The organism is Lacticaseibacillus porcinae (assembly GCF_003946305.1).
Lineage (GTDB): Bacteria > Bacillota > Bacilli > Lactobacillales > Lactobacillaceae > Lacticaseibacillus > Lacticaseibacillus porcinae.
Map to the genome: position 1 here is coordinate 1 of NZ_RHNS01000027.1, position 19,449 is coordinate 19,449.

Genomic DNA, 19,449 nt, shown 5'->3' on the forward strand with positions numbered 1-19,449 from the left:
AAGCGGCTTGTTTGAGTTCAAGGCAAAAATCTTCAACTTTGGATCAGCATAATGCTCTGGCATGGTTTCCTCCACCTGAATGAATTTATTCATCTCCGAATATGGGCACACACCCGTACTCACACACGCTCTAGTATAACAAAAACTGCGGCGTTTGCGGGCAAGATTTTCCGATGAAAGCAAATGAAAGCGTGCACTCCTCATGATGGTTTAATCTTGTGGTCAAAAAAGCCTGAATTTTCAGGAAAAATGCTGCGCCATCTTGAAAAATATTCGCAAAAGTCGCTGACAGAAGAATTTTGGCAAGTGAAAAGATCACGATTTGCGCATTGCCGATACAAAAACATCACGACTGCGTTTCAATGCAGTCTGCAGACGCCTAAAAAAAGACTGCGGCTTTGTACGCGTATAGAAATGAATGCCTTTATTCGAATCTGCTTCGATGGCAAGATGCTCGGCCATGGTCAAGGGACGATCACCTGATTGCGCACGCATGCGATTTATTGTCGCTAATCGGTTCTCTTCAGTCAGCTGACCAGTAGCTTTCATTTGTAATATATGAGCGACCATTTTTTCAGGCGTGTCGAGTTTGAATGGTTCTTGCATTACTAAAACCTCCGATTAGATAGAGCTTCATATTTTTTCAGCACTTCAATTAGTTCAGGTATTCCCATCATTGAGGACTGCTGCATAATTTGATCGATATCAGCGCTAAAACGTTTGTCCAATAACACCCGGCTAAGTTCTGACGAAAACGTATTCGCTGCCTCGTCAATAAACAAATGTTCTGGGTGCTTCAGTAAAAAGCCCCAAGGATCGATTCGATGCAACAGCTCAATTAAATCTACGGTTGCTAACAAGTCAGTTCGTGATTGCTTAATCACGTCTTCCCCTTCACCTTGTGCTTTTAACACTTCCAACGCATTAAACACATCGTCCAACTGCCGCGTCACTTTCAACACTAAGGCTCGAGTTTCCCCAGGATACTGCCTCATGAGTTCAAACGTCCGCTGGATCTGACCAGCTTTAACGTCTTGCGCACGCACCACAGTATTGCGCCGATAAGTGAATGCCGCCACCAAGAACCCTAACAAGATCAACACCTCTTTCGTGCCGACCCACCAAGTTTGTTGATACCACGTCAAGACTACTTGGGTAATCATCATAACATCTTCTTTCTGAACTCGCTACCTCACTCCCCCTACATCTATAAATTACGCAAATAAGGTCAGAACCATCTTTTACAGTTCGATGACATGAAGAAAAATTGCCACTTTCCGCACAATAAATCGCAGAATCATTCGATTTATCGACGTCGATCACTTTCTCAACAAAAAAATCCGAATAAACAGCAAATTTCTGTACCACAACAGTTGACCGACAATAGATATTTTGATACGCTAGAAACATAAAGTAAATGATATGAAAAACTTCAGCTAATACTTATAGAAAGATCATGATCGCCACGCCGCCACCGCCTCCTATCAGACGATCTCGACCATTTGGCGATCATGATCTTTATTTTCGACTCAAATGTAACCGTTCACACTCACAAAGGAGGCTCATCATGGCACATTTACTCGATGCAACGTTATTGACGGCGACTTTCACCCACATCACCCAATTACCAAGCGACATGCCGATGGGCCACGCTGAGTTGATCCAAGCTGACCCGAATGCCACGCAACTGATCATCGCGACCCATCCTGGCCAAGATTTATTTTTAAATGTCGGGGATAACTTCACTTATTATCACGAAGCCACCAATGATGGCATCGCCCAGTTCAACTTGATGCATCCGCTGCCGCCAGATGCGCCCATCCATGTGTGGTGCAACTTCACCCCAGCCCATCTCACAGCGCACCGACTCAACGCCTAAGGAGGCCGACCATGAACAACACCACGCAACTTTTCACGAAGCTATCGATGACCCCTGCGATCATGCCGCCGCTTTATGCAGAAATCTTAGTCAGCGAACAAGACCTCACCATCGCGATTCGCCCCGGGCAAGACTTGTTCGTCAACGTTGGCGATCAATATAATTATTTCGCCCCTGCCACCGCTAACAGCATCGCCCACATTCACTTAATGAATCCGCTGGCCACAACTGACTCGATCCGGGTGTGGTGTGATCTCTTGCCTGCCAACATTCGCCTACATTCTGCCGTAGAATCCGCCTAACACGTCAAAAGGAGGCCGCCAATGTCGATCACCTATGCTCCTATCCAATTCACCGACACCATCATGAACGCGTGTGTCAACGCTTTCTGGCAAGGTGAGCAGCCATTGCCGGCGCCAACTTACGATGGCATGATCACCACCTTGCTTGAGGACCGCAACCACCCACAAAATTGGGTGTATTTCGGACAAGCAAAAGCTGACCGTCGAATCCTCGTTGAATTTCCACAAGACCCCACCACATACTTATGCGCGACCGACGCCAACGGCTATTTCGGCTTTGGGGTGAAAACTGACGACCCAGATTTGGCGATGGCCACCATTAGCGTGACTGTTGTTGAAGCAGACGAAGAGCTTTCCCCACAATCATTGTTTGGCTTTCATCCGTTGCAGTTACCTGCAAAAGACCGCTTTGATGTTTATCACGAGTTAATGTTTGGCGACATTCCTAAAGTGAGGTTTGGAGACTTTGAATTCACTTGGCATACCACACTGCAAGGCTTCACCGCCTATTTCGGCTATGGTCCTGCCAACACGACGTTACCAATGCGAGTGTGTGGTTGCGCAGAGCATGAGGCGTTGCAGACAGACGGTGCCGGCTTTGTCGTCTTTGGTGCGGAATTACCAGTGGGACTCGAACCACAAGCCGCGTTGTGGTTGTGATGCACTTAGCAACTTCAATCGTTAGACGTGCGATATCGCATCCGTTAAGGCGTGACCGATTATTTTTTAAGAAAATCTAAAGAAACAGTTGTAACCGGTTACTAAAAAGAGGTAGAATGTAACCATCCAGGACGTGATCGTCCTATCCAAGTTCGGTCGGTTCTGAATAACCCCTTGGACTGTTCAATTTCTCAATCACGCATGACGCCGGTTGACGCTCATGCGTATTTTTATGGTTTAAATCGCGGGTTACAGTGCAATTGCCCAAAACGTTCATGTCAAACAACAGTGATAAACCACGCGACGTTCAATTTATCAGTCCATGCAAAAAAAGGAACCAGCGATCAAATAATCACTGGATCCTTCCTTTGCGTTAAATTCTTACACTAAGAATTAGTGGTTTGAATTAAGCGCGACGCTTCTTAGTTTCAGCTAAGCCGAACAATGCGAGCATTGCGGTTGCAACACCGGCAACAACAGCGCCTTCGTTGACAGCGTCGCCAGTAGCTGGGATAACTTTAGTAGCTGCTTTAGTAGCAGCGGCAGTAGTAGTAGCTGCGGCAACAGCGCTCTTAGCAGCTGGAGTTGCAGTAGCAACAACCTTGGTGTCAGCCTTAGTTTCTGCCTTAGTTTCAGTCTTAGCAGCCTTTGACTTAGCCAAGTCAGCAGCAGCAGTTTCCTTCAAGCCGTTAACAAATTGAGTTGCGCGAGCGTCGTACAACTTAGCAATTTCAGCCTTAGCAGCAGCTAAAGCAGCAGCTTGAGCAGCTTCGGAAGCTTGAGTAGACTTGTTTGGCAAGTTTTCAAGCTTGTTAAGGTTAGTGTTAACTTCCTTTTCCATAGCTTGGGAAGCTTCAGTGGACTTGTTTGGCAAGTTTTCAAGCTTGTTTGCTTCGATGTTAGCCAATTGTTCGTTAGTCAAGCTAACTTGGGCACCACCAAATGGAGTGTTGTTGGCATTGACGTTAGCCTTGGCTTTTGCTTCGTTGTAAGCAGCAATCTTGTCAGCCATTGCTTGTTGTTCAGCTGGAGTAGTGGAAGCACCCTTAGCTGGAGCTGCGTTAGATACTTTAGCACCACCGAATGGAGTGTTGTTGGCATTGACATTGGCCTTAGCTTTTGCTTCGTTGTAAGCAGCAATCTTGTCAGCCATTGCTTGTTGTTCAGCTGGAGTAGTGGAAGCACCCTTAGCTGGAGCTGCGTTAGATACTTTAGCACCACCGAATGGAGTGTTGTTGGCATTGACATTGGCCTTAGCTTTTGCTTCGTTGTAAGCAGCAATCTTGTCAGCCATTGCTTGTTGTTCAGCTGGAGTAGTGGAAGCACCCTTAGCTGGAGCTGCGTTAGATACTTTAGCACCACCGAATGGAGTGTTGTTGGCATTGACATTGGCCTTAGCTTTTGCTTCGTTGTAAGCAGCAATCTTGGCAGCCATTGCTTTAGCGGCAGCAGCGTTGCGTTCTGCACCAGTCTTGGCAAGCGGTGTTGGGTTTTCTGCGGCAGCTTTAGCAATACGTGCCTGAGCAGCAGCAGCATTGCGTTCTGCACCAGTCTTGGCAAGTGGTGTTGGGTTGACAGTAGAAGTAGGAGCAGTAGTAGTGGTAGTAGTAGTGCCATAGACAGCCTTGTCATTGCGTGCAGCTGCAGCAGCATTATTGCGTTCTGCACCAGTCTTGGCAAGTGGTGTTGGGTTGGCAGTAGAAGTAGCAGTGCCAGTAGCTGCCTTAGTTTGACGCGCAGCTGCGGCAGCAGTTTCACGTTGAGCCCCTGTTACAGAAAGTGGTGTAGAGTTGTTAGTAATACGATAAGCTTGGGCAGCATTTTCACGTTGAGCCCCTGTTGGGTTGCCTTCAGCGGCAGAAACAGATTGACCACCCAATGCGGAAGCACCGAGTAAAGTAGCGGCAGCTACCCCTGCAGCGATCCATGTCTTATGTGCTTTGTATAACTTCTTGGCCCCTTGACGATTGTTCATAATCAATTCCTACTATAGGAAAAACAAAGATTTTCAACCGAAAACGTGACATCAACCTATAATGCTCGCGTTTCCAACTATAATGATACTTAGATTATATATCCGATTCTCATAAATGTCTACGAATAGATACATAAGCGTCAACAAATATTCCAACAATCTTCATAACTATATGATGGCAATGGTGCTGATACCTTTAAATTCGTATGAAGAAGGTGTAATACCGTAACTATTATGTAACTACCGTGGCCAATTATAGGAAAACCACGAAACGGATCAACAGATCTTCAGCTTATAGGTTGGAAGTCGAAACATCCATTTATCTTTAAGCATCGCGACGGTCAATAATCCGCATTGTTGGGAACATCCCACCAATATATCATTACTCCATGACTGTACAAGCAATCAAGAATTTCGTCAACATAGAATGAATAGAAAAATAAGTCCGATTTCAGCACTACAATTTGAATAAAATGTGATTGAATTATTAAATTTTTGAAAGGTATGGCTTTTTCTTGAACTTTTTTCACTTTCCTTGTGAGCGTAATAGCAAGATTAGTTAGAAGTTATCGGTTCATTTGTCGATGCTTTTCATAATTTGTTTTTGGTTTTAACGTTGTATGCTGTTATTTAATTCTCATCAATTCGCAATTTAAGAAATATTACAATTTAGTAAATCCTGACATTTTCTTTCTTTTTTACCGGTGAAAGATAAGTAATCACACCATATTTGCGTATTTGCAACGTTAATGACGCATTACGTCACTGGTTTAATCATTAACCTCGTGCACAATTTTCTTGTGTTATCAAACCCGCACTAGTCAAAGTTAGACGTGCTTGCGGGTATCTTTGTCATTATTTGTTCTACCTTAAATCGGTTATCTTCTATTATATGCAATCGTTCTTGAGCGCTCAGTTAGTACACCCGAGACATTTAGTTTCTGAGCGCACGAAAACCACGGCCCAGCAATTTCAAAACTGGCCCGTGGTTCCAAACTTGTTTACTTTGATCCTTCAGCACGCAGTAAACACGCCTTAGGGTGGTGCGGTATTGTATCGGGGATTTCGTTCCCCGCCGGATCAGTCAGGTAAAATCGCCTGCTGCGCGAACTTGGATGGCTACCAAGATTATCCAAGCCTGTGGGCGGACTCCCACATGTTGCTCACCTACCCTGTGTTACCGTAGCGCGATTCGCGGTTTCGTCATGCGCACTCTGGGTAGTAGGACTTTGACTGCTGTCGCCAACAGCCAAGGCGAGCGTACCAATGGCGGTCGAAGGTTGCAGAACATGCTCGAGTCACACTCACTTCGATCACTTGGAATTCACCGGTATCATAACATGACGTGTCACCAGATTGCAAGCTTTAATTCGATTTTATTTATTATGAAATATCGTTCTAAAAATAAGTAAGCTATTTCAAGCACTTAAAAATTGTCGTTTTAATAATCTCATAGTATAATTTACGCATCAATTGGAGGTGACGACATGGTACGCGGTCCAACGATCCTAATTCGTGGGATGTTGTTTGCTGGACGTCATTGGCATTTGCTACTACCAGACGGCGAAATACTCGAAGGAAACTTTTTGTTGGTCGCAGTGGATCAACTTGAAACCAAGAGTCGTATCCGCATTCCGCCACCAAAGCAGATCGTTGCATTACTCGTCAACCAACATCTGCTTTGGCCGCCTAAACAAGGCGACCCTGATGCAGTTGAAGACCAACGCTTTCGTCCAGTGCAACATCCCCTACGTTGGTCAGATGACGTCGAAGCACAAGGCAACTTGATTCAGGCTTACTGGTTTGAAGATCCCGCGATGCGACAACAAGCTTCTAAAGATAGACAACAGCGTCGTGATTTAGTCGCAAATTCCTTTGCGGCATGGCGCCGTGATCACGACCATCGCTATCAAGGCATTGCACCTATATTATCGTCTTTGGCTAAGCTCAACGATGATTATCGCCAAGGGTCGATCGATGAATTCGAGTTTGAACGTCGCGGTCTCCGCCTTGTCACTTTGCGCGCTAAGCCGATGTTGCGAGATTTCAAATGGTTACTCTACCAACGCCGCCGCTTACTAAAACGGGACGCGCCAGATTTCTCTACCTTACCGAAGTTATGGATTATGACTGATATTGTAGCCATCCACCCTAACTCGCAAACACCAACTTACCCACAATCCGACTACGACTATGCGCAAGCTAGTGACCTCAACTATCAACAAGCGATGTATCAAGAATTCTTAGCATCTGAACAATTCCGCTTAAACCAAGGCTTAGACCTGGAAAAGAAGTTCATCAATCCGCAAGTACGCGTTGCCGATCGGTGGACCCTTGAAGAAATTCGCCAGTGGTTGCTTGCCCACTAGGAGGCGTTGGTCATGAGTACTGCCATGCATTTAGATCTGCAGTTGCAGGCGTTGCGAACATTGATGATCCGTGCCCCTAATCGCGATTGGGCGCAACAGCATTTTGTGTTGTGCACCGTGCAGTCAGGATTGATCACAGACTTTGCCAATACCACCGCTGACTTGCCAAAGCTCGTGTTGTTGCCACAAGCCTTCGTCGCCGCCAGCAATGCCACCGCCCACACTTTGGTCACCTTCGATGGTGATGTGGACACGCTGCCGACAATTTCAGGCTTTGCAGCTTACACCCGCAATCGCGAACTCCAAGGGCTCCAACGAAAACAGCTCGCCACTTTGAAGTCACTAGGCAAAAGGCACCTACCGTCGACACCACTGGGTCGCTGGTTGCAACTGATCGATCAATACGCCGCTGGCAAGTGGCCATTTGCTGCTTGGCAAGCGCAACTGAAGGAAATCGCCTCAAACCAAGCTAGCCTCACCAAACCTTTGTCAAAAATCGCCGTCGACTATCAACATTTGGCGGCAGAATTCGATGCCTTGGCCACACCACAAGCGATCATCACCCATGCGGCATTGATCAGCGTCGCTGACAATGCCGGGATCTTTCATTTAACTTTACCAACTGATGACGTCGCCCAACTTGGGGAATTTGTGCGGCATTTTACCAACGAGGAGGAGCATCTATGACGAAACAACATGTTCGCAATGCCACAATCACTGGGACGTTAACTGATTATTTGCCAGTCACAGGGATCAATGGTGATGGGAGTACTTTCCAGGCGTACTTTTTGCAGGTGAAGCTGGCGACCATCGACTTGGATCCAGGGGAATGGGAATGGCCGAAGTTACATGAGGTGTATTTGGTGTTAGATGATTTGATCAGCGAAGCCCCGACGTTAGGCGATCAAATCGTGGCTTTCGGGGAGTTGAGTTTGACGCATTTTGCCTTGGACGGTCACGGCATGGCCACTGCTAGTGCGGTCAAGGCGCTGTATCAGCGGGAGTTGTTATACGCAGACAACTGGGCGGAAGTGAATTTAGTCGATGGCCCGCGGCGGGTGTTTGAGGCGCAAACGGTGCAATATGCTGACAGCCCTTGGCAATTTGATGAATGGCTCAACAAACAAGTCGAGTTGTTGCCTGACAACACCGCGCTTGAACAACTGCAAGCCTTGCTGGTGCATATCGCCCAACAGCGCGGCGAATTGTACGCCCAAGCTGCCCCAGTCACTGCCTTGATGCAAGATCCATCGCAAACTGATGTGACCCGCGGTGGGTTGTTCAAACCGCTGACGTTGGGACACTGGGAATCTGAGTCACAACTAGTCCGCCGCTATGATGAAAATGACAAAAAGTTGCTCCACCAAAGCTTATTGAAGCAAAGCACGGAGTTGATGCGGCGCAAAGAATTGCGGAAGAAGCTGTGAAGGTCAGGTTGGCTTTCACCATGTAGAAATGGCTTAACACCCCCGTTTTTCGCCTTGGTTTGTCAAGATTGAATGTGGTTTGAAACCGTGATACATTAGCAATGTAACCCCTTACACCAAGTAGAAAAGAGTCCGCTCATGCCAAACACATTCCTATCCCAAACTAAAGGTCAACTGATTGTCTCCTGCCAAGCGTTGCCAGATGAACCATTGCACAGCTCCTTCATCATGGCGCGGATGGCGCGTGCGGTCAAACAAGCTGGCGCGGTGGCGTTGCGCGCTAATTCCGTCGTCGATATTCAAGCGATCCAAGACGAAACTGGCTTGCCGATCATCGGAATCAATAAACACGTTTTCCCCGATGCAGAATCATATATCACTCCTACACTTGAAGATATGCGCGCCGTCGCAGCGACTGGTGTGCCGGTGGTGGCCGTCGAAGTCACTGGCCGCAGTCGCCCGCTTGGTGAGAATCTGAAAGATCAAGTCGCCGCCTTCCGGAAAGAATTCCCTGATACCTTGTTGATGGCTGACACCGACACGTTAGCAAATGTCCACGCCGCAGACACACTTGGTTTTGATTTGATCGGCACGACGATGCACGGCTACACCGAAGCGTCTCAAGGTGCCAACATCGCAGATAACGACTTTGCGTATTTGAAAGCAGTATTGGCAGCTACTGATCGCCCAGTAATTGCAGAAGGCAAAGTCGACACCCCCGAGAAGTTGCGTCGCTGCATCGATCTTGGTGCGCACGCTGTAGTCGTCGGAGGTGCGATCACGCGGCCACTGGAAATTGCCAGCCGGTTCTTAGAGGCGTTGAAGTAGTTTCTTCTATATTAATGTCTTAAATGGAGAGAGCCACCGTCGCACAAGTTTCATGGTGTGTGACGATGGCCCTTTTAATGATTGAATGACAATTTTTATATGAATTAATCAATCTTTTCCTTCTATATACACGTCAGTCTTGTCATGGTATACTGGCGAAAGCACAGCGCAACGTGCGGTAGCTTTTCGAGTACGAAGGAGGTGGTGCCTATGATCTTGTGGGTGTCAGCGAACCCTGAAAGGAAAGTCGTATACGCAACACTTGGATATTCGTCGAGCTTCTCGCCGTAATCCTCGTCAGCCTTGGTGATTTAATTGACCGGTACGGAGATGTGATGCTCCACGCCATTGAGGTCTATCTCAAAGTGCTCAAACGTTTGTCCACGCCAAAGCGGTCCAAACACAAACGGACCCGACGAAAAAAGTGATACGAAAAAAGCCGCGCCGTTAAACTTTTAGCCAAGTAGGCGTGGCTTAAATGTCATAATATGCCGAAAAGTTACCGTTCAACGCACTATGCGAGGGTGTCACCATCCGGATAGGCTCGATGTGTCCAGCATCGGGTCTTTTTTGTACGACTAAAGTATATCATGTCATGATACCCTGTGCAAGCAAGACATCAAGTCATAACCCGCATGGCAGGCTATCTAAATTCACGCTTAATGTGGTGCTTTGTAGGCATGGTTGGCTTTGTATCAGTGATCGGTTGGTTCAACGCCTTGAGACGATCCGCCTCACTTGGCAACAAAGCCAACATTTTCTTAAAACACCCTACTTCTTCATGTTCATTTTTTGCTTGATAGTATCGCATTAAGGCGATCATAAACTCCGCACGGTCGAGGTCATTGGTCGGCAAGATCAGATACTCACCAGTTTCAAAGGTACCATAAGCCGCGTTAGCAGCAATTAAACCGGTGCGTTTGTTACCATCTTGAAACGGTTGCAACTTTGCGATTTTTGCAAACACACGCCAAGCATCAGCGACTGTTTGCTCAGAAGACACATAGGCGTCAACAATTTCGCTCAGATCCATACGAGTGACAACTTCTGGTGGAAAATAGGAATCGGTCGAATGTTCGCCTAAAAGAATCGCAGTGTTGTCGTCTGAATTGTAATACGCATTGCGTAAATGTCCCGGTAATTTCGGCTGTTCTTCCGATTTCGAATCAAACTGGCTGTTAATTGCGATGATGCCATCAACGCTAAATCCAATCTGTTTGATCGCGTCGATGCCTTTCAATGCATCATTAAAAATTGCCACATCATCGTTATCTTGGCACAATGGCTGCGTCGACTTCATATCCAATGCAAGTTTGGTTTGGTAAACGGTACTGCCATAATGATTCAAACTGAGCAATGAGTTTAGAAAATGCGCTAATGCGATATGATTCATACGCTCACCTCTTATTTCGAAATGACCAATATTTAACTCGTTTCATTGTGATATTTCTATAATTAAATCAATCTTTTCCTTCTATGTACACGTCAGTCTTGTCATGGTATACTGGCGAAAGCACAGCGCAACGTGCGGTAGCTTTTCGAGTACGAAGGAGGTGGTGCCTATGATCTTGTGGGTGTCAGCGAACCCTGAAAGGAAAGTCGTATATGGAACACTTGGATATCGTCGAGATCCTCGTCGAGATCCTCGTCAACTTTGGTGATTTAATTGACCGGTACGGAGATGTAATGCTCCACGCCATTGAGGTCTATCTTAAAGTAGTCGAACGAACGTCTATGCCAAAGCGGTCCAAACACAGGTGGACCAGACGAAAAAAAGTGATACGAAAAAAGCCGCGCCGTTAAACTTTTGACGAAGTAAGCGTGGCTTTAATGCATTATTTTTAAACCGCCGAAAAGTTACCGTTCAACGCACTATGCGAGGGTGTCACTATCCGGAAGGGCTCGATGTTGGCGCATCGGGTCTTTTTTGTACAACCACAGTATAGCATGTCGCGATACCCCACGCAAGCAAGTAATCAATTTCAAATTTGACCGGGATATTCGTCATGATAGAATCGTCGTCGAGCGCTGAAAGCACCGCACCCACGCCAAACTACGCGCGTTCCGAATACAAAAAAGCCGCCCATTTCTGAGCGACTTTCCTGCAAATTCGGTTGATTACATAATGTGGAGAACGTGTAATACGATACCAACAATGAACAAACCGAAGATGATGATGATTGGGCTAACTTTCTTCTTAAGTAACCACATGCAAAGCAGGGTAACAAGAAGACCAGCAAGACCTGGGATCAAGGAGTCCAAGTTGTTTTGCAAGGTGGTAACCTTGTGGTCAGTCAAGGACAAGCCAGAAGCTTGTTGTTCCAAGGCTGTTTGGATACCTTTAGCACCTTTTGGAAGAGAGTTCCAGTCGATGTAAGCACCTTTATCCAATTGAACATTGGAAACCGTTGGAGTGAACTTAACAGAAACCCAACGTTCTACCAGAGAACCTAAGATGAACATACCAAGGATGGAAGCACCTTTGGTAACATCTTGCAACAAGGAACCAGACATATCGTCGGCGATACGAGAACCAGCTTTGTAGCCGAATTCTTGAGTGTACCACAGGAAGGCGATACGGATAATGTTCCAAGCGACGAAGAAGATCACAGGACCTACGATGGAACCAGTCATGGCCATGGAAGCAGCCAAGGCACCTAAGATTGGACGTACAGTGAACCAGAACACTGGATCGCCGACACCAGCCAAAGGACCCATCATCCCAACTTTAACACCTTGGATAGTAACGTCGTCAACGGCAGCACCGTTAGCACGTTCTTCTTCAAGGGCCAAGGTAACACCGATAACAGGTGATGCCAAGTATGGGTGAGTGTTAAAGAATTCCATGTGACGCTTCAAAGCGGCAACACGATCTTCTTTAGTCGTATATAACTTCTTTAAAGCTGGAATTAAAGCATAAGTCCAGCCACCGTTTTGCATACGTTCGTAGTTCCAAGAACCTTGCAGGAAGGTCGAACGCCAGCAGACGTCCCAACGATCTTTTTTCGATAATTTGATCTGATCAGCCATTGTGTTCTACCTCCTTTTAGTAGTTGTCAATGATGTCGCCAACGGCATCACCTGAGCCAGTGGATTGACCACCATCACTGGAGCCGCCCATCTTGGACAAGTTCAAGTAGATGAGGGCCAAGCCAACACCGATAGCACCTAAACCAATCAAGGTGATTTCGGTAACAGTGCCGAGCACGAAGCCAATGGCGAAGAATGGCCATACTTCAGCAGTAGCCATCATGTTGATAACCATCGCATAACCAACGGCAACAACCATGCCACCACCGATTGACAAGCCATCAACTAACCAAGTAGGCATCGCATCGAGCATTGCTTTAACAGGACCAGAACCAACGGCGATGATGAAGCCTGCAGGGATGGCAATACGCAAACCTTGTAAGCAGATCGCAACCCATTGCCAGAAGTCGATCTTACCAAAGCTACCTTCTTCAGCAGCTTTATCCATGATATGGATGATCGCAACAGTAACAGTACGAACCAAAGTAGTTAAAAGTAAACCGGCAACAGCCAGAGGAACGGCGATCGCGATGGCAGATGAAACACCTGCTTTGCCTTGGCCGCCAAGAACAAGAATGATGGCAGATGCAACGGAAGCCAAAGCCGCATCAGGCGCAACAGCGGCACCGATGTTCGCCCAGCCTAAGGCGATCATTTGCAGCGTCCCACCTAAGATAACACATGGGACCAATTGGCCAGTAACCAAGCCGATCAACGTGCAGGCGATAACTGGTTGATGGAATTCGAATTCATCAAGAATCCCTTCCATCCCAGCTAAGAATGCAACGATGAGGACTAGGATGATTTGAATGAAATTCAAAGACATTGTAGTATCCTCCCTTTTTGTAGGAATAATAGTTAGAATTGAGTCGAGTTGTGCGACCCGCTAATGCAGGTCACATCACTCTGTTACTTTGCTGCGTTCAAGGCGTCTTGCGCTTTCTTCAAGATGGCGTCCATGTTGTCTTGAGAGTCGGTTGGGACTTTGCGGACATCAAAGGTTAAGCCGTCAGCCTTCAGTTTCCCGAAGGTATCGATATCATCTTGGTCAAAAGCCAAAACTTTGTTAGGTTGAACTTTACCAGCGGAGTGAGCCATGGACCCAACGTTGATAGACTTCAACGGAACGCCACCTTCAACAGCGCGTAATGCGTCTTGAGGGGTTTCGAATAATAGCAGTGCTTTTTCGCCGCCGAAGTGCTGATCATCTTTGGCGATTTTGATCATTTGATCAACTGGCACAACATGGGCATGAATGCCACCAGGTGCAGCGTCAGTGATCAATTGCTTACGCAGCTTATCCTTAGCAACGTTGTCAGAAACAACGATGATACGAGTAGGCTTAACAGACTTGGACCAAGCAGTTGCGACTTGACCATGCAACAGACGAGAGTCGATCCGAGCAAGCACGTATTCGAGCTTACCTGGCTTGCCGCCGTTGTTGCCTTTAGCTGCAGCAGGTGCTGCGGCTGGTTTTGGTTCAAGTGACTCTGGCTTGATCTTCACGCCGTCACGCCCAGCTTCAACTAAGTGGGCTGCGATTTCGTGTGCCGAGGTCATCGACAGACGAGAGCCATAAGCTTCAATGAGCATTGGCAGGTTAAGACCTGTTACAATTGCCCACTTATCCTTATGTGCTTCGAACAAACCGTTGGATTGGTTGAATGGTGAACCGCCCCACAGATCGACTAAGAACAACACTTCGTCGTCTTCGCCGAACTTCGCAATGGCTTCTTCAAGATGCTTCTTGAGATCATCTGGGCCTTCGTTTGGCATGAAAGTCACAGCTTCGACTTTTTCCTGTTCACCGAAGATCATTTGACCAGATTGCTTGATGCCAGCAGCGAATTGCCCATGACTAGCAAGAATGATTCCGACCATTGTTTGTCGCCTCCTAAATAATATTTGGGTACGGCCTGCACTGCATTGAATAATGTAGAATAAGTATGCAGATTTTGACCGGTGAATGAATCCCCATGAGCTAGTATGCCGTTATCAGTCGCGTTTTGCAATCCCTTTCTTGAGATAAATTTGAACGTTTTCATGAAAGGACTATACCGGCGGGTATCTGCGGCGTATTTTTTTATAAATCTTTATGTGGGACAAGGGCTACAGCGTGAAAAAGTTACCCCTGATTGAGGCGAATTTGTAGGTACAACTCGTGATTTTGACGACTTTCCTGAAAACCCCTTACTCAATAAAACGCTTTTTAATTTTGAGAAAGCGTTTTTCGATTGCGTGCACGATACGTTGACGAACTTAGTGGATTAAGCTATACTCTTCGCAAGACATGTGAATATCCACCAAGAAATAGAGGTCGCGGGTGGTGACGAAAACAGGTGAGGGCTAGATCCCTTTGAACCTGTCGTAAGCATCCCCGCCGAAATCAAACACTCGTCTAGGAGTGATTTGGTTGGGGCAAGCGAGAATATCGCTTGAACTGTCGCAGCAATGCGGAGCGCTATGATTCTGGTTTTATTACTGAAATCAGGGGATCGACCTTTATTTATGATATAGGTCGATCCCCTTTAATGTTCTCTCTATTCCTTCGGTGCGCAAAACACGAAGGGAGAATATGTCTAATGAAAAAAGTGTGGTTATACCTCAGTGGGGTCGCCATCGCGTTGTTGAGCGTTTTAGCGTTCAGCACGCAAAACGTTTTTGCTTCTGGGACCTTCAAAGTCGGGATGGAAGCCGGCTATGCCCCATTCAACTGGACGCAATCTGATAGTTCTAACGGTGCCGTCAAGATTCAAGGCTCCGCTGATTACGCCAATGGTTACGATGTCCAAATGGCCAAGAAAGTCGCCAAAGCCATCGGCAAAAAAGTCGTCGTCGTTAAAACTTCTTGGGACGGCCTTCAACCTGCGTTGACTTCCGGGAAAATCGACGCGATCATCGCCGGGATGTCACCAACTGCTGAGCGTCGCAAAGCCATCGATTTTACTTCTACCTATTATGCCTCGAAGTTGACTGTCGTTGTCCGCCGCGATTCTAAATACGCCAAAGCCAAGTCCATCAACGACTTCAAAGGGGCAAAGATCACTGCGCAACTATCTACCTTCCATTATCAAGCCATCAAGCAAATGAAAGGTGTCATTAAAGAAGAAGCGATGAACAACTTCCCAGCGATGCGTGTCGCTTTGGAATCTGGCACCATCGACGGATATGTCTCAGAAGTTCCAGAAGGCATCACCGCCCAAAACGCCAACCCGAACTTAACGTATTTGAAATTCTCCAAAGCTAACGGCTTTAAAACCAATCCAGAAGATGTGGACTTGGCCATCGGCTTGCGTAAAAATGATCCTGACAAAGCAAAGATCAATGAAGAACTCGCTAAAGTTTCCACGAAGACTCGCGATCAAATGATGAATGACGCCGTTGCTAATCAACCAAGCACCAGCCAAGGTGGCAACTGGTTCATGCAGATTCTTAAGCAATACGGCCCAATGTTATTGCGTGGGACTGGGATGACCTTGTTGATCTCCTTAGTCGGTACCATCGTTGGGTTTGTCATTGGGTTATTAGTCGGTATCGTCCGCACGATCCCAAAGCCAAAAACCAAAGGCAAACGTGGGTTGCAATGGTTTGTTAACTGGTTGTTATCCGTTTATATTGAAGTCTTCCGTGGCACCCCTATGATCGTGCAAGCTGCCGTGTTGTATTACGGCGCTGCGCAAGCATTCGGGTTGAACATGAACAAGACGATGGCGGCGTTAGTCATTGTCTCCATCAACACTGGGGCTTATATCTCTGAAATCATCCGTGGTGGGATCATCTCTGTTGATGAAGGGCAATTTGAAGCCGCGCATGCGTTAGGCTTCACCCACTTACAAACCATGATGAAAGTCGTTTTACCACAAGCGATCCGCAATTCCTTGCCTGCTGTTACCAACGAATTTATCGTGAACATCAAAGATACTTCCGTCTTGTCTGTCATTTCAGTTTCTGAATTGTTCTTCTCTGCTGAAACTGTCGCCGGCCAAAACTTCCAGTTCTTCCACACTTACCTGATTGTCTGCGGGATCTACTTGATTTTGACCTTTACGATCTCCCGCTTGTTCCGCTTGATCGAAAAGCGCATCGACGGGCCAAAGAACTACAACGTGATGTCCAATCAAATGCAAGCAATTGACGCATCTAAGGAGGCAAACAACTAATGGCTGATACGATCATTGAAGTCAAGAATTTGAAAAAAGCCTTCGGAACGCATGAAGTGTTGACCGACATCAACTTCGACGTTCACAAAGGCGAAGTGGTGTCCATCATCGGCCGCTCAGGTTCTGGGAAATCCACCTTGTTGCGAAACATCAACTTATTGGAAGAACCTACTGGCGGCGACATTTTATTCCATGGCAAAAGCGTGTTATCCGGTGAAATCGACTTGCCGCATTACCGCGCCGCTGTTGGCATGGTGTTTCAGCAATTCAACTTGTTCAACAATTTGACGGTATTGCAAAATGTGGTCACCCCACAAACCACGGTGTTGAAACGTGACGCCGCAACAGCAAAGACTCACGCCTTAGAATTGTTGAAGCAAGTCGGCATGGATCCTTTCATCAATGCCAAGCCTGATCAATTATCAGGGGGCCAAAAGCAACGTGTCGCCATTGCGCGTGCTGTGGCGATGGATCCAGAAGTTTTATTGTTTGACGAACCAACCTCAGCGCTGGATCCAGAAATGGTCGATGACGTGTTGAACGCCATGAAAGCTTTAGCAGACACTGGGTTGACCATGATCGTCGTCACCCACGAAATGCAATTTGCCAAAGATGTCTCCGACCGCGTCGTCTTCATGAACGAAGGCGTCATCGCAGAAGCCGGCACGCCAGCAGAGATCTTTGATCATCCAACCGAAGTCGTGACCCAAGAATTCTTGAAACGATATTTGAACAGAGCGTGAGTCTCGGCGGGCTTAGTGCCAAGCCTAACGGAAAAAATCGTCTTGAAATGCACTTTATTTCAAGGCGATTTTTGTAGTAAAGCCTGGCATGTTGCCGAGGTGAACGCGTTAAGAGCGTGAGAAGCAGCGCTTTTAGCACAACAGCTAGCGTAGGAAAAACCGTTAAGGCGCACTTTGCCTTAGCGGTTTTTTCGTAGCTAGATGTTTGTGCGTTGCTGCTTCGAACGCGTTTAGAGATTTCTCAAAGCTTGCACATCAGCGTCACAAATTTATCACAACTCGTCGGTAATATAGGATACATAGAAATGAGCTACCCCCTTATTTCTACCCCACTTTTTCATTTTCTCTGATCGGCACTGGTGCCCGCCGGTGTCGATCATCACTCCTCCAAAGTGATAAATCCCCAACCTTTTTTGACCGCCAAGCCCATGGCGGTCTTTTTGTTGCGGAAATATATAGAAAATCATCAACTTATAAATAATTAGTTAATCGTGACTTTACATGTTAAACTATCGAAAGCAAGAAGTGACATGAGCGGTGGTCTCCCGAGGAAAGTAGGTGATGCGATGGCAAACTATGCCGAACATCCTGAACGAAAGGAGATCTGGATTGTTTACGATCGGTTGCGTTCACGTGACCATCATTGCCTGTATCTATCTGGTGGGCTACTACTGCGATGCATTGAATTTCAGTGTTCGCAAAGCCACCAAGTTGGTTCGATCTTTGAGTCGGCTAGTGCAGGCCGTCAGAGAATTCTGGCGAAAGTAGGCATGAAAAAAGCCGCGGACACTTTGGCTAGTTAACGCGGCTTTCGTAGTAAATTAACCTGACCATCGCTCTTAACGCGACGTTGCGAGAACTCATTTGTTCCGAAAACACTATGTTGGCCGCATAGTGTTTTTGCATGGCATTATTATATCATGTCACCCGTAGGTATCACAACTAATTCATCCAACGACAGATTTTTTAAGATACTGACTTCAATTCTGCACACCCGTATCACAGATTCGTCACAACTCGTCGGTAGTATAGGAAACATAGAAATGAGCTACCCCCTTATTTCTACCCCACTTTTTCATTTTCAATTCACTCCTCCAAAGTGATAAATAATCCCCAACCCTTTTTTGACCGCCAAGCCCATGGCGGTCTTTTTGCGTCGGTGCCAAGTCGTTTGGTCGGCATTCACGTCAAAATCTACGACAATGCCCGCTCGACTGCCGGTACTATTTCCTCGATACTTACTACATCAGCGATACGGTCAAACATTTTGGTGAAGAAGAAGTCGTGTTTTTCAAGGTCGCGATCCGCACAAGCATCTTCAATGACAATCACGTGATAGGCGTACTGGAAGGCGTCAAGCGCCGTCGCATACACGCCATTAGACGTCGACACCCCAGCTAAAATGATGGTATCGATGCCTTGGCGGCGCAGTTGGAGATCGAGGTCGGTGCCAAAGAACGCCCCGGGATTATGTTTGGTCACTTGAATCACGTTATCAGCCTCTGGGTCTTGGGCGATCGGTAACAATAATTTCGGTTGTTCAGCATTTGCCAAATGCCTTTTTTCTGCGGGAAAAGGATACAAATGTTGGAAAGTCTCTGTTTGCACTGACACCAACACTTCTAACGCTGGCGTATTCTTGAAGGCCTGACTGAGGCGATCATTGGCGGCAATCACGGATTTAGCGTTGCTAGGATATAGTGGTGCTGCATTAAGGATGTTTTGTTGCAAGTCGATGAAGACGACGGCGGTTTTGGCTAAATTAAGTTCAAGCATGGTTTCTCGCTTTCGATTGTGGAAAAGATAAATTATATTATACCTGCCAACCACGAGATGTCACGTTAAGTCACCGTTTTTTCACCGCCAACATAAGATTATCACCGCCAAATGAGTATGTTTGGCGGTGAATAACCGTTTACCTTTTACACCATCTCTGAAATGTGAGATTAAGGGGAACGCCCATCATTCCGATTAAAAAACAACTTTCTCTTATATGGAAAGTCAAAAACCACCCGTTAAACGGGTGGCTTGCTCTGGGGCTATAAGCCCCCGTTACCGGCAGCGTCTCAAGGCGCT

Annotated in this window: 17 protein-coding genes and 1 riboswitch; of the genes, 9 read left to right on the forward strand and 8 right to left on the reverse strand. The window is 46.7% G+C overall.

Going from position 1 to position 19,449, the window contains the following annotated elements; all coding sequences use genetic code 11:
• Positions 1–315 precede the first annotated feature (315 nt).
• Together EKM92_RS13175 and EKM92_RS13180 are read right to left on the reverse strand one after the other, a co-directional pair.
• A complete protein-coding gene (locus EKM92_RS13175) occupies positions 316–606 on the reverse strand; it encodes a hypothetical protein (protein ID WP_125711466.1) in 291 nt (96 codons plus the stop codon).
• 2 nt (positions 607–608) lie between these two features.
• Positions 609–1,166, reverse strand: coding sequence for a hypothetical protein (locus EKM92_RS13180; protein WP_125711467.1), 558 nt, complete (start codon positions 1,164–1,166; stop codon positions 609–611).
• A 401-nt stretch (positions 1,167–1,567) separates the two neighbouring features.
• Here EKM92_RS13180 and EKM92_RS13185 point away from each other — a divergent pair, with 401 nt between their 5' ends.
• The 3 genes from EKM92_RS13185 to EKM92_RS13195 are packed head-to-tail and all read left to right on the forward strand — an operon-like array spanning position 1,568 to position 2,841.
• Positions 1,568–1,879: a hypothetical protein gene (locus EKM92_RS13185; RefSeq protein ID WP_125711468.1), complete on the forward strand. Its 312-nt coding sequence runs from the start codon at positions 1,568–1,570 to the stop codon at positions 1,877–1,879.
• Between the two features lie 11 nt (positions 1,880–1,890).
• Complete coding sequence (locus EKM92_RS13190; protein WP_125711469.1) at positions 1,891–2,181, forward strand: hypothetical protein; 291 nt, start codon at positions 1,891–1,893, stop codon at positions 2,179–2,181.
• A 21-nt stretch (positions 2,182–2,202) separates the two neighbouring features.
• Entirely contained in the window at positions 2,203–2,841 is a 639-nt protein-coding gene (locus EKM92_RS13195) for a hypothetical protein (protein ID WP_125711470.1), read from the forward strand.
• 406 nt (positions 2,842–3,247) lie between these two features.
• Here EKM92_RS13195 and EKM92_RS13200 read toward each other — a convergent pair whose 3' ends face one another.
• Positions 3,248–4,816 (reverse strand): KxYKxGKxW signal peptide domain-containing protein, encoded by a 1,569-nt coding sequence (locus tag EKM92_RS13200; RefSeq protein ID WP_125711471.1) that lies wholly within the window; start codon positions 4,814–4,816, stop codon positions 3,248–3,250.
• Positions 4,817–6,303: 1,487 nt separating this feature from the next.
• On the opposite strand from EKM92_RS13200, the gene EKM92_RS13205 reads away from it, so the two are divergent.
• The 4 genes from EKM92_RS13205 to EKM92_RS13220 all read left to right on the forward strand — a co-directional run bounded on the left by EKM92_RS13205 (position 6,304) and on the right by EKM92_RS13220 (position 9,440).
• On the forward strand, positions 6,304–7,185 hold the full coding sequence (locus EKM92_RS13205; protein ID WP_125711472.1) for a hypothetical protein: 882 nt from the start codon (positions 6,304–6,306) through the stop codon (positions 7,183–7,185).
• A gap of 12 nt (positions 7,186–7,197) precedes the next feature.
• Positions 7,198–7,872, forward strand: a complete 675-nt coding sequence (locus EKM92_RS13210) for a hypothetical protein (RefSeq protein ID WP_125711473.1) — start codon at positions 7,198–7,200, stop codon at positions 7,870–7,872.
• The gene (locus EKM92_RS13215; protein WP_125711474.1) at positions 7,869–8,612 is read left to right on the forward strand and encodes a hypothetical protein; all 744 of its coding nucleotides are present in this window, start codon (positions 7,869–7,871) and stop codon (positions 8,610–8,612) included. Before EKM92_RS13210 ends, EKM92_RS13215 begins: the two co-directional genes overlap by 4 nt.
• A 138-nt stretch (positions 8,613–8,750) precedes the next feature.
• Positions 8,751–9,440, forward strand: coding sequence for an N-acetylmannosamine-6-phosphate 2-epimerase (locus tag EKM92_RS13220; RefSeq protein WP_125711475.1), 690 nt, complete (start codon positions 8,751–8,753; stop codon positions 9,438–9,440).
• Positions 9,441–10,083: 643 nt separating this feature from the next.
• Here EKM92_RS13220 and EKM92_RS13225 read toward each other — a convergent pair.
• The 4 genes from EKM92_RS13225 to EKM92_RS13240 all read right to left on the reverse strand — a co-directional run bounded on the left by EKM92_RS13225 (position 10,084) and on the right by EKM92_RS13240 (position 14,351).
• On the reverse strand, positions 10,084–10,833 hold the full coding sequence (locus EKM92_RS13225) for a Fic family protein (protein ID WP_125711476.1): 750 nt from the start codon (positions 10,831–10,833) through the stop codon (positions 10,084–10,086).
• 725 nt (positions 10,834–11,558) lie between these two features.
• Positions 11,559–12,470: a PTS system mannose/fructose/sorbose family transporter subunit IID gene (locus tag EKM92_RS13230; protein WP_125711477.1), complete on the reverse strand. Its 912-nt coding sequence runs from the start codon at positions 12,468–12,470 to the stop codon at positions 11,559–11,561.
• 16 nt (positions 12,471–12,486) lie between these two features.
• Entirely contained in the window at positions 12,487–13,296 is an 810-nt protein-coding gene (locus tag EKM92_RS13235) for a PTS mannose/fructose/sorbose transporter subunit IIC (protein ID WP_125711478.1), read from the reverse strand.
• 83 nt (positions 13,297–13,379) lie between these two features.
• A complete protein-coding gene (locus tag EKM92_RS13240) occupies positions 13,380–14,351 on the reverse strand; it encodes a mannose/fructose/sorbose PTS transporter subunit IIA (protein ID WP_125711479.1) in 972 nt (323 codons plus the stop codon).
• 422 nt (positions 14,352–14,773) lie between these two features.
• Positions 14,774–14,942: riboswitch (Lysine riboswitch) on the forward strand.
• Positions 14,943–15,052: 110 nt separating this feature from the next.
• Between EKM92_RS13240 and EKM92_RS13245 the strand changes: the two genes are divergently transcribed.
• Positions 15,053–16,630: an ABC transporter permease subunit gene (locus EKM92_RS13245; protein WP_125711480.1), complete on the forward strand. Its 1,578-nt coding sequence runs from the start codon at positions 15,053–15,055 to the stop codon at positions 16,628–16,630.
• On the forward strand, positions 16,630–17,373 hold the full coding sequence (locus EKM92_RS13250; protein ID WP_125711481.1) for an amino acid ABC transporter ATP-binding protein: 744 nt from the start codon (positions 16,630–16,632) through the stop codon (positions 17,371–17,373). The genes EKM92_RS13245 and EKM92_RS13250 overlap by 1 nt, the downstream gene beginning before the upstream one ends.
• Positions 17,374–18,567: 1,194 nt before the next feature.
• On the opposite strand, the gene EKM92_RS13255 is transcribed toward EKM92_RS13250, so the two are convergent.
• Positions 18,568–19,149 carry an isochorismatase family protein gene (locus tag EKM92_RS13255; RefSeq protein ID WP_125711482.1) on the reverse strand — a complete coding sequence of 194 codons (582 nt, stop codon included), beginning with the start codon at positions 19,147–19,149 and terminating at the stop codon, positions 18,568–18,570.
• Positions 19,150–19,449: the final 300 nt, after the last annotated feature.

Excerpts from the sequence above, each read along its gene's own strand:
- EKM92_RS13255 (WP_125711482.1), bottom strand. The coding sequence starts at position 19,149 with ATGCTTGAACTTAATTTAGCCAAAACCGCCGTCGTCTTCATCGACTTG.
- EKM92_RS13240 (WP_125711479.1), bottom strand. The coding sequence starts at position 14,351 with ATGGTCGGAATCATTCTTGCTAGTCATGGGCAATTCGCTGCTGGCATC.
- EKM92_RS13230 (WP_125711477.1), bottom strand. The coding sequence starts at position 12,470 with ATGGCTGATCAGATCAAATTATCGAAAAAAGATCGTTGGGACGTCTGC.
- EKM92_RS13245 (WP_125711480.1), top strand. The coding sequence starts at position 15,053 with ATGAAAAAAGTGTGGTTATACCTCAGTGGGGTCGCCATCGCGTTGTTG.
- EKM92_RS13225 (WP_125711476.1), bottom strand. The coding sequence starts at position 10,833 with ATGAATCATATCGCATTAGCGCATTTTCTAAACTCATTGCTCAGTTTG.
- EKM92_RS13250 (WP_125711481.1), top strand. The coding sequence starts at position 16,630 with ATGGCTGATACGATCATTGAAGTCAAGAATTTGAAAAAAGCCTTCGGA.
- EKM92_RS13210 (WP_125711473.1), top strand. The coding sequence starts at position 7,198 with ATGAGTACTGCCATGCATTTAGATCTGCAGTTGCAGGCGTTGCGAACA.
- EKM92_RS13215 (WP_125711474.1), top strand. The coding sequence starts at position 7,869 with ATGACGAAACAACATGTTCGCAATGCCACAATCACTGGGACGTTAACT.
- EKM92_RS13220 (WP_125711475.1), top strand. The coding sequence starts at position 8,751 with ATGCCAAACACATTCCTATCCCAAACTAAAGGTCAACTGATTGTCTCC.
- EKM92_RS13205 (WP_125711472.1), top strand. The coding sequence starts at position 6,304 with ATGGTACGCGGTCCAACGATCCTAATTCGTGGGATGTTGTTTGCTGGA.
- EKM92_RS13195 (WP_125711470.1), top strand. The coding sequence starts at position 2,203 with ATGTCGATCACCTATGCTCCTATCCAATTCACCGACACCATCATGAAC.
- EKM92_RS13175 (WP_125711466.1), bottom strand. The coding sequence starts at position 606 with ATGCAAGAACCATTCAAACTCGACACGCCTGAAAAAATGGTCGCTCAT.
- EKM92_RS13190 (WP_125711469.1), top strand. The coding sequence starts at position 1,891 with ATGAACAACACCACGCAACTTTTCACGAAGCTATCGATGACCCCTGCG.
- EKM92_RS13235 (WP_125711478.1), bottom strand. The coding sequence starts at position 13,296 with ATGTCTTTGAATTTCATTCAAATCATCCTAGTCCTCATCGTTGCATTC.
- EKM92_RS13200 (WP_125711471.1), bottom strand. The coding sequence starts at position 4,816 with ATGAACAATCGTCAAGGGGCCAAGAAGTTATACAAAGCACATAAGACA.
- EKM92_RS13185 (WP_125711468.1), top strand. The coding sequence starts at position 1,568 with ATGGCACATTTACTCGATGCAACGTTATTGACGGCGACTTTCACCCAC.
- EKM92_RS13180 (WP_125711467.1), bottom strand. The coding sequence starts at position 1,166 with ATGATGATTACCCAAGTAGTCTTGACGTGGTATCAACAAACTTGGTGG.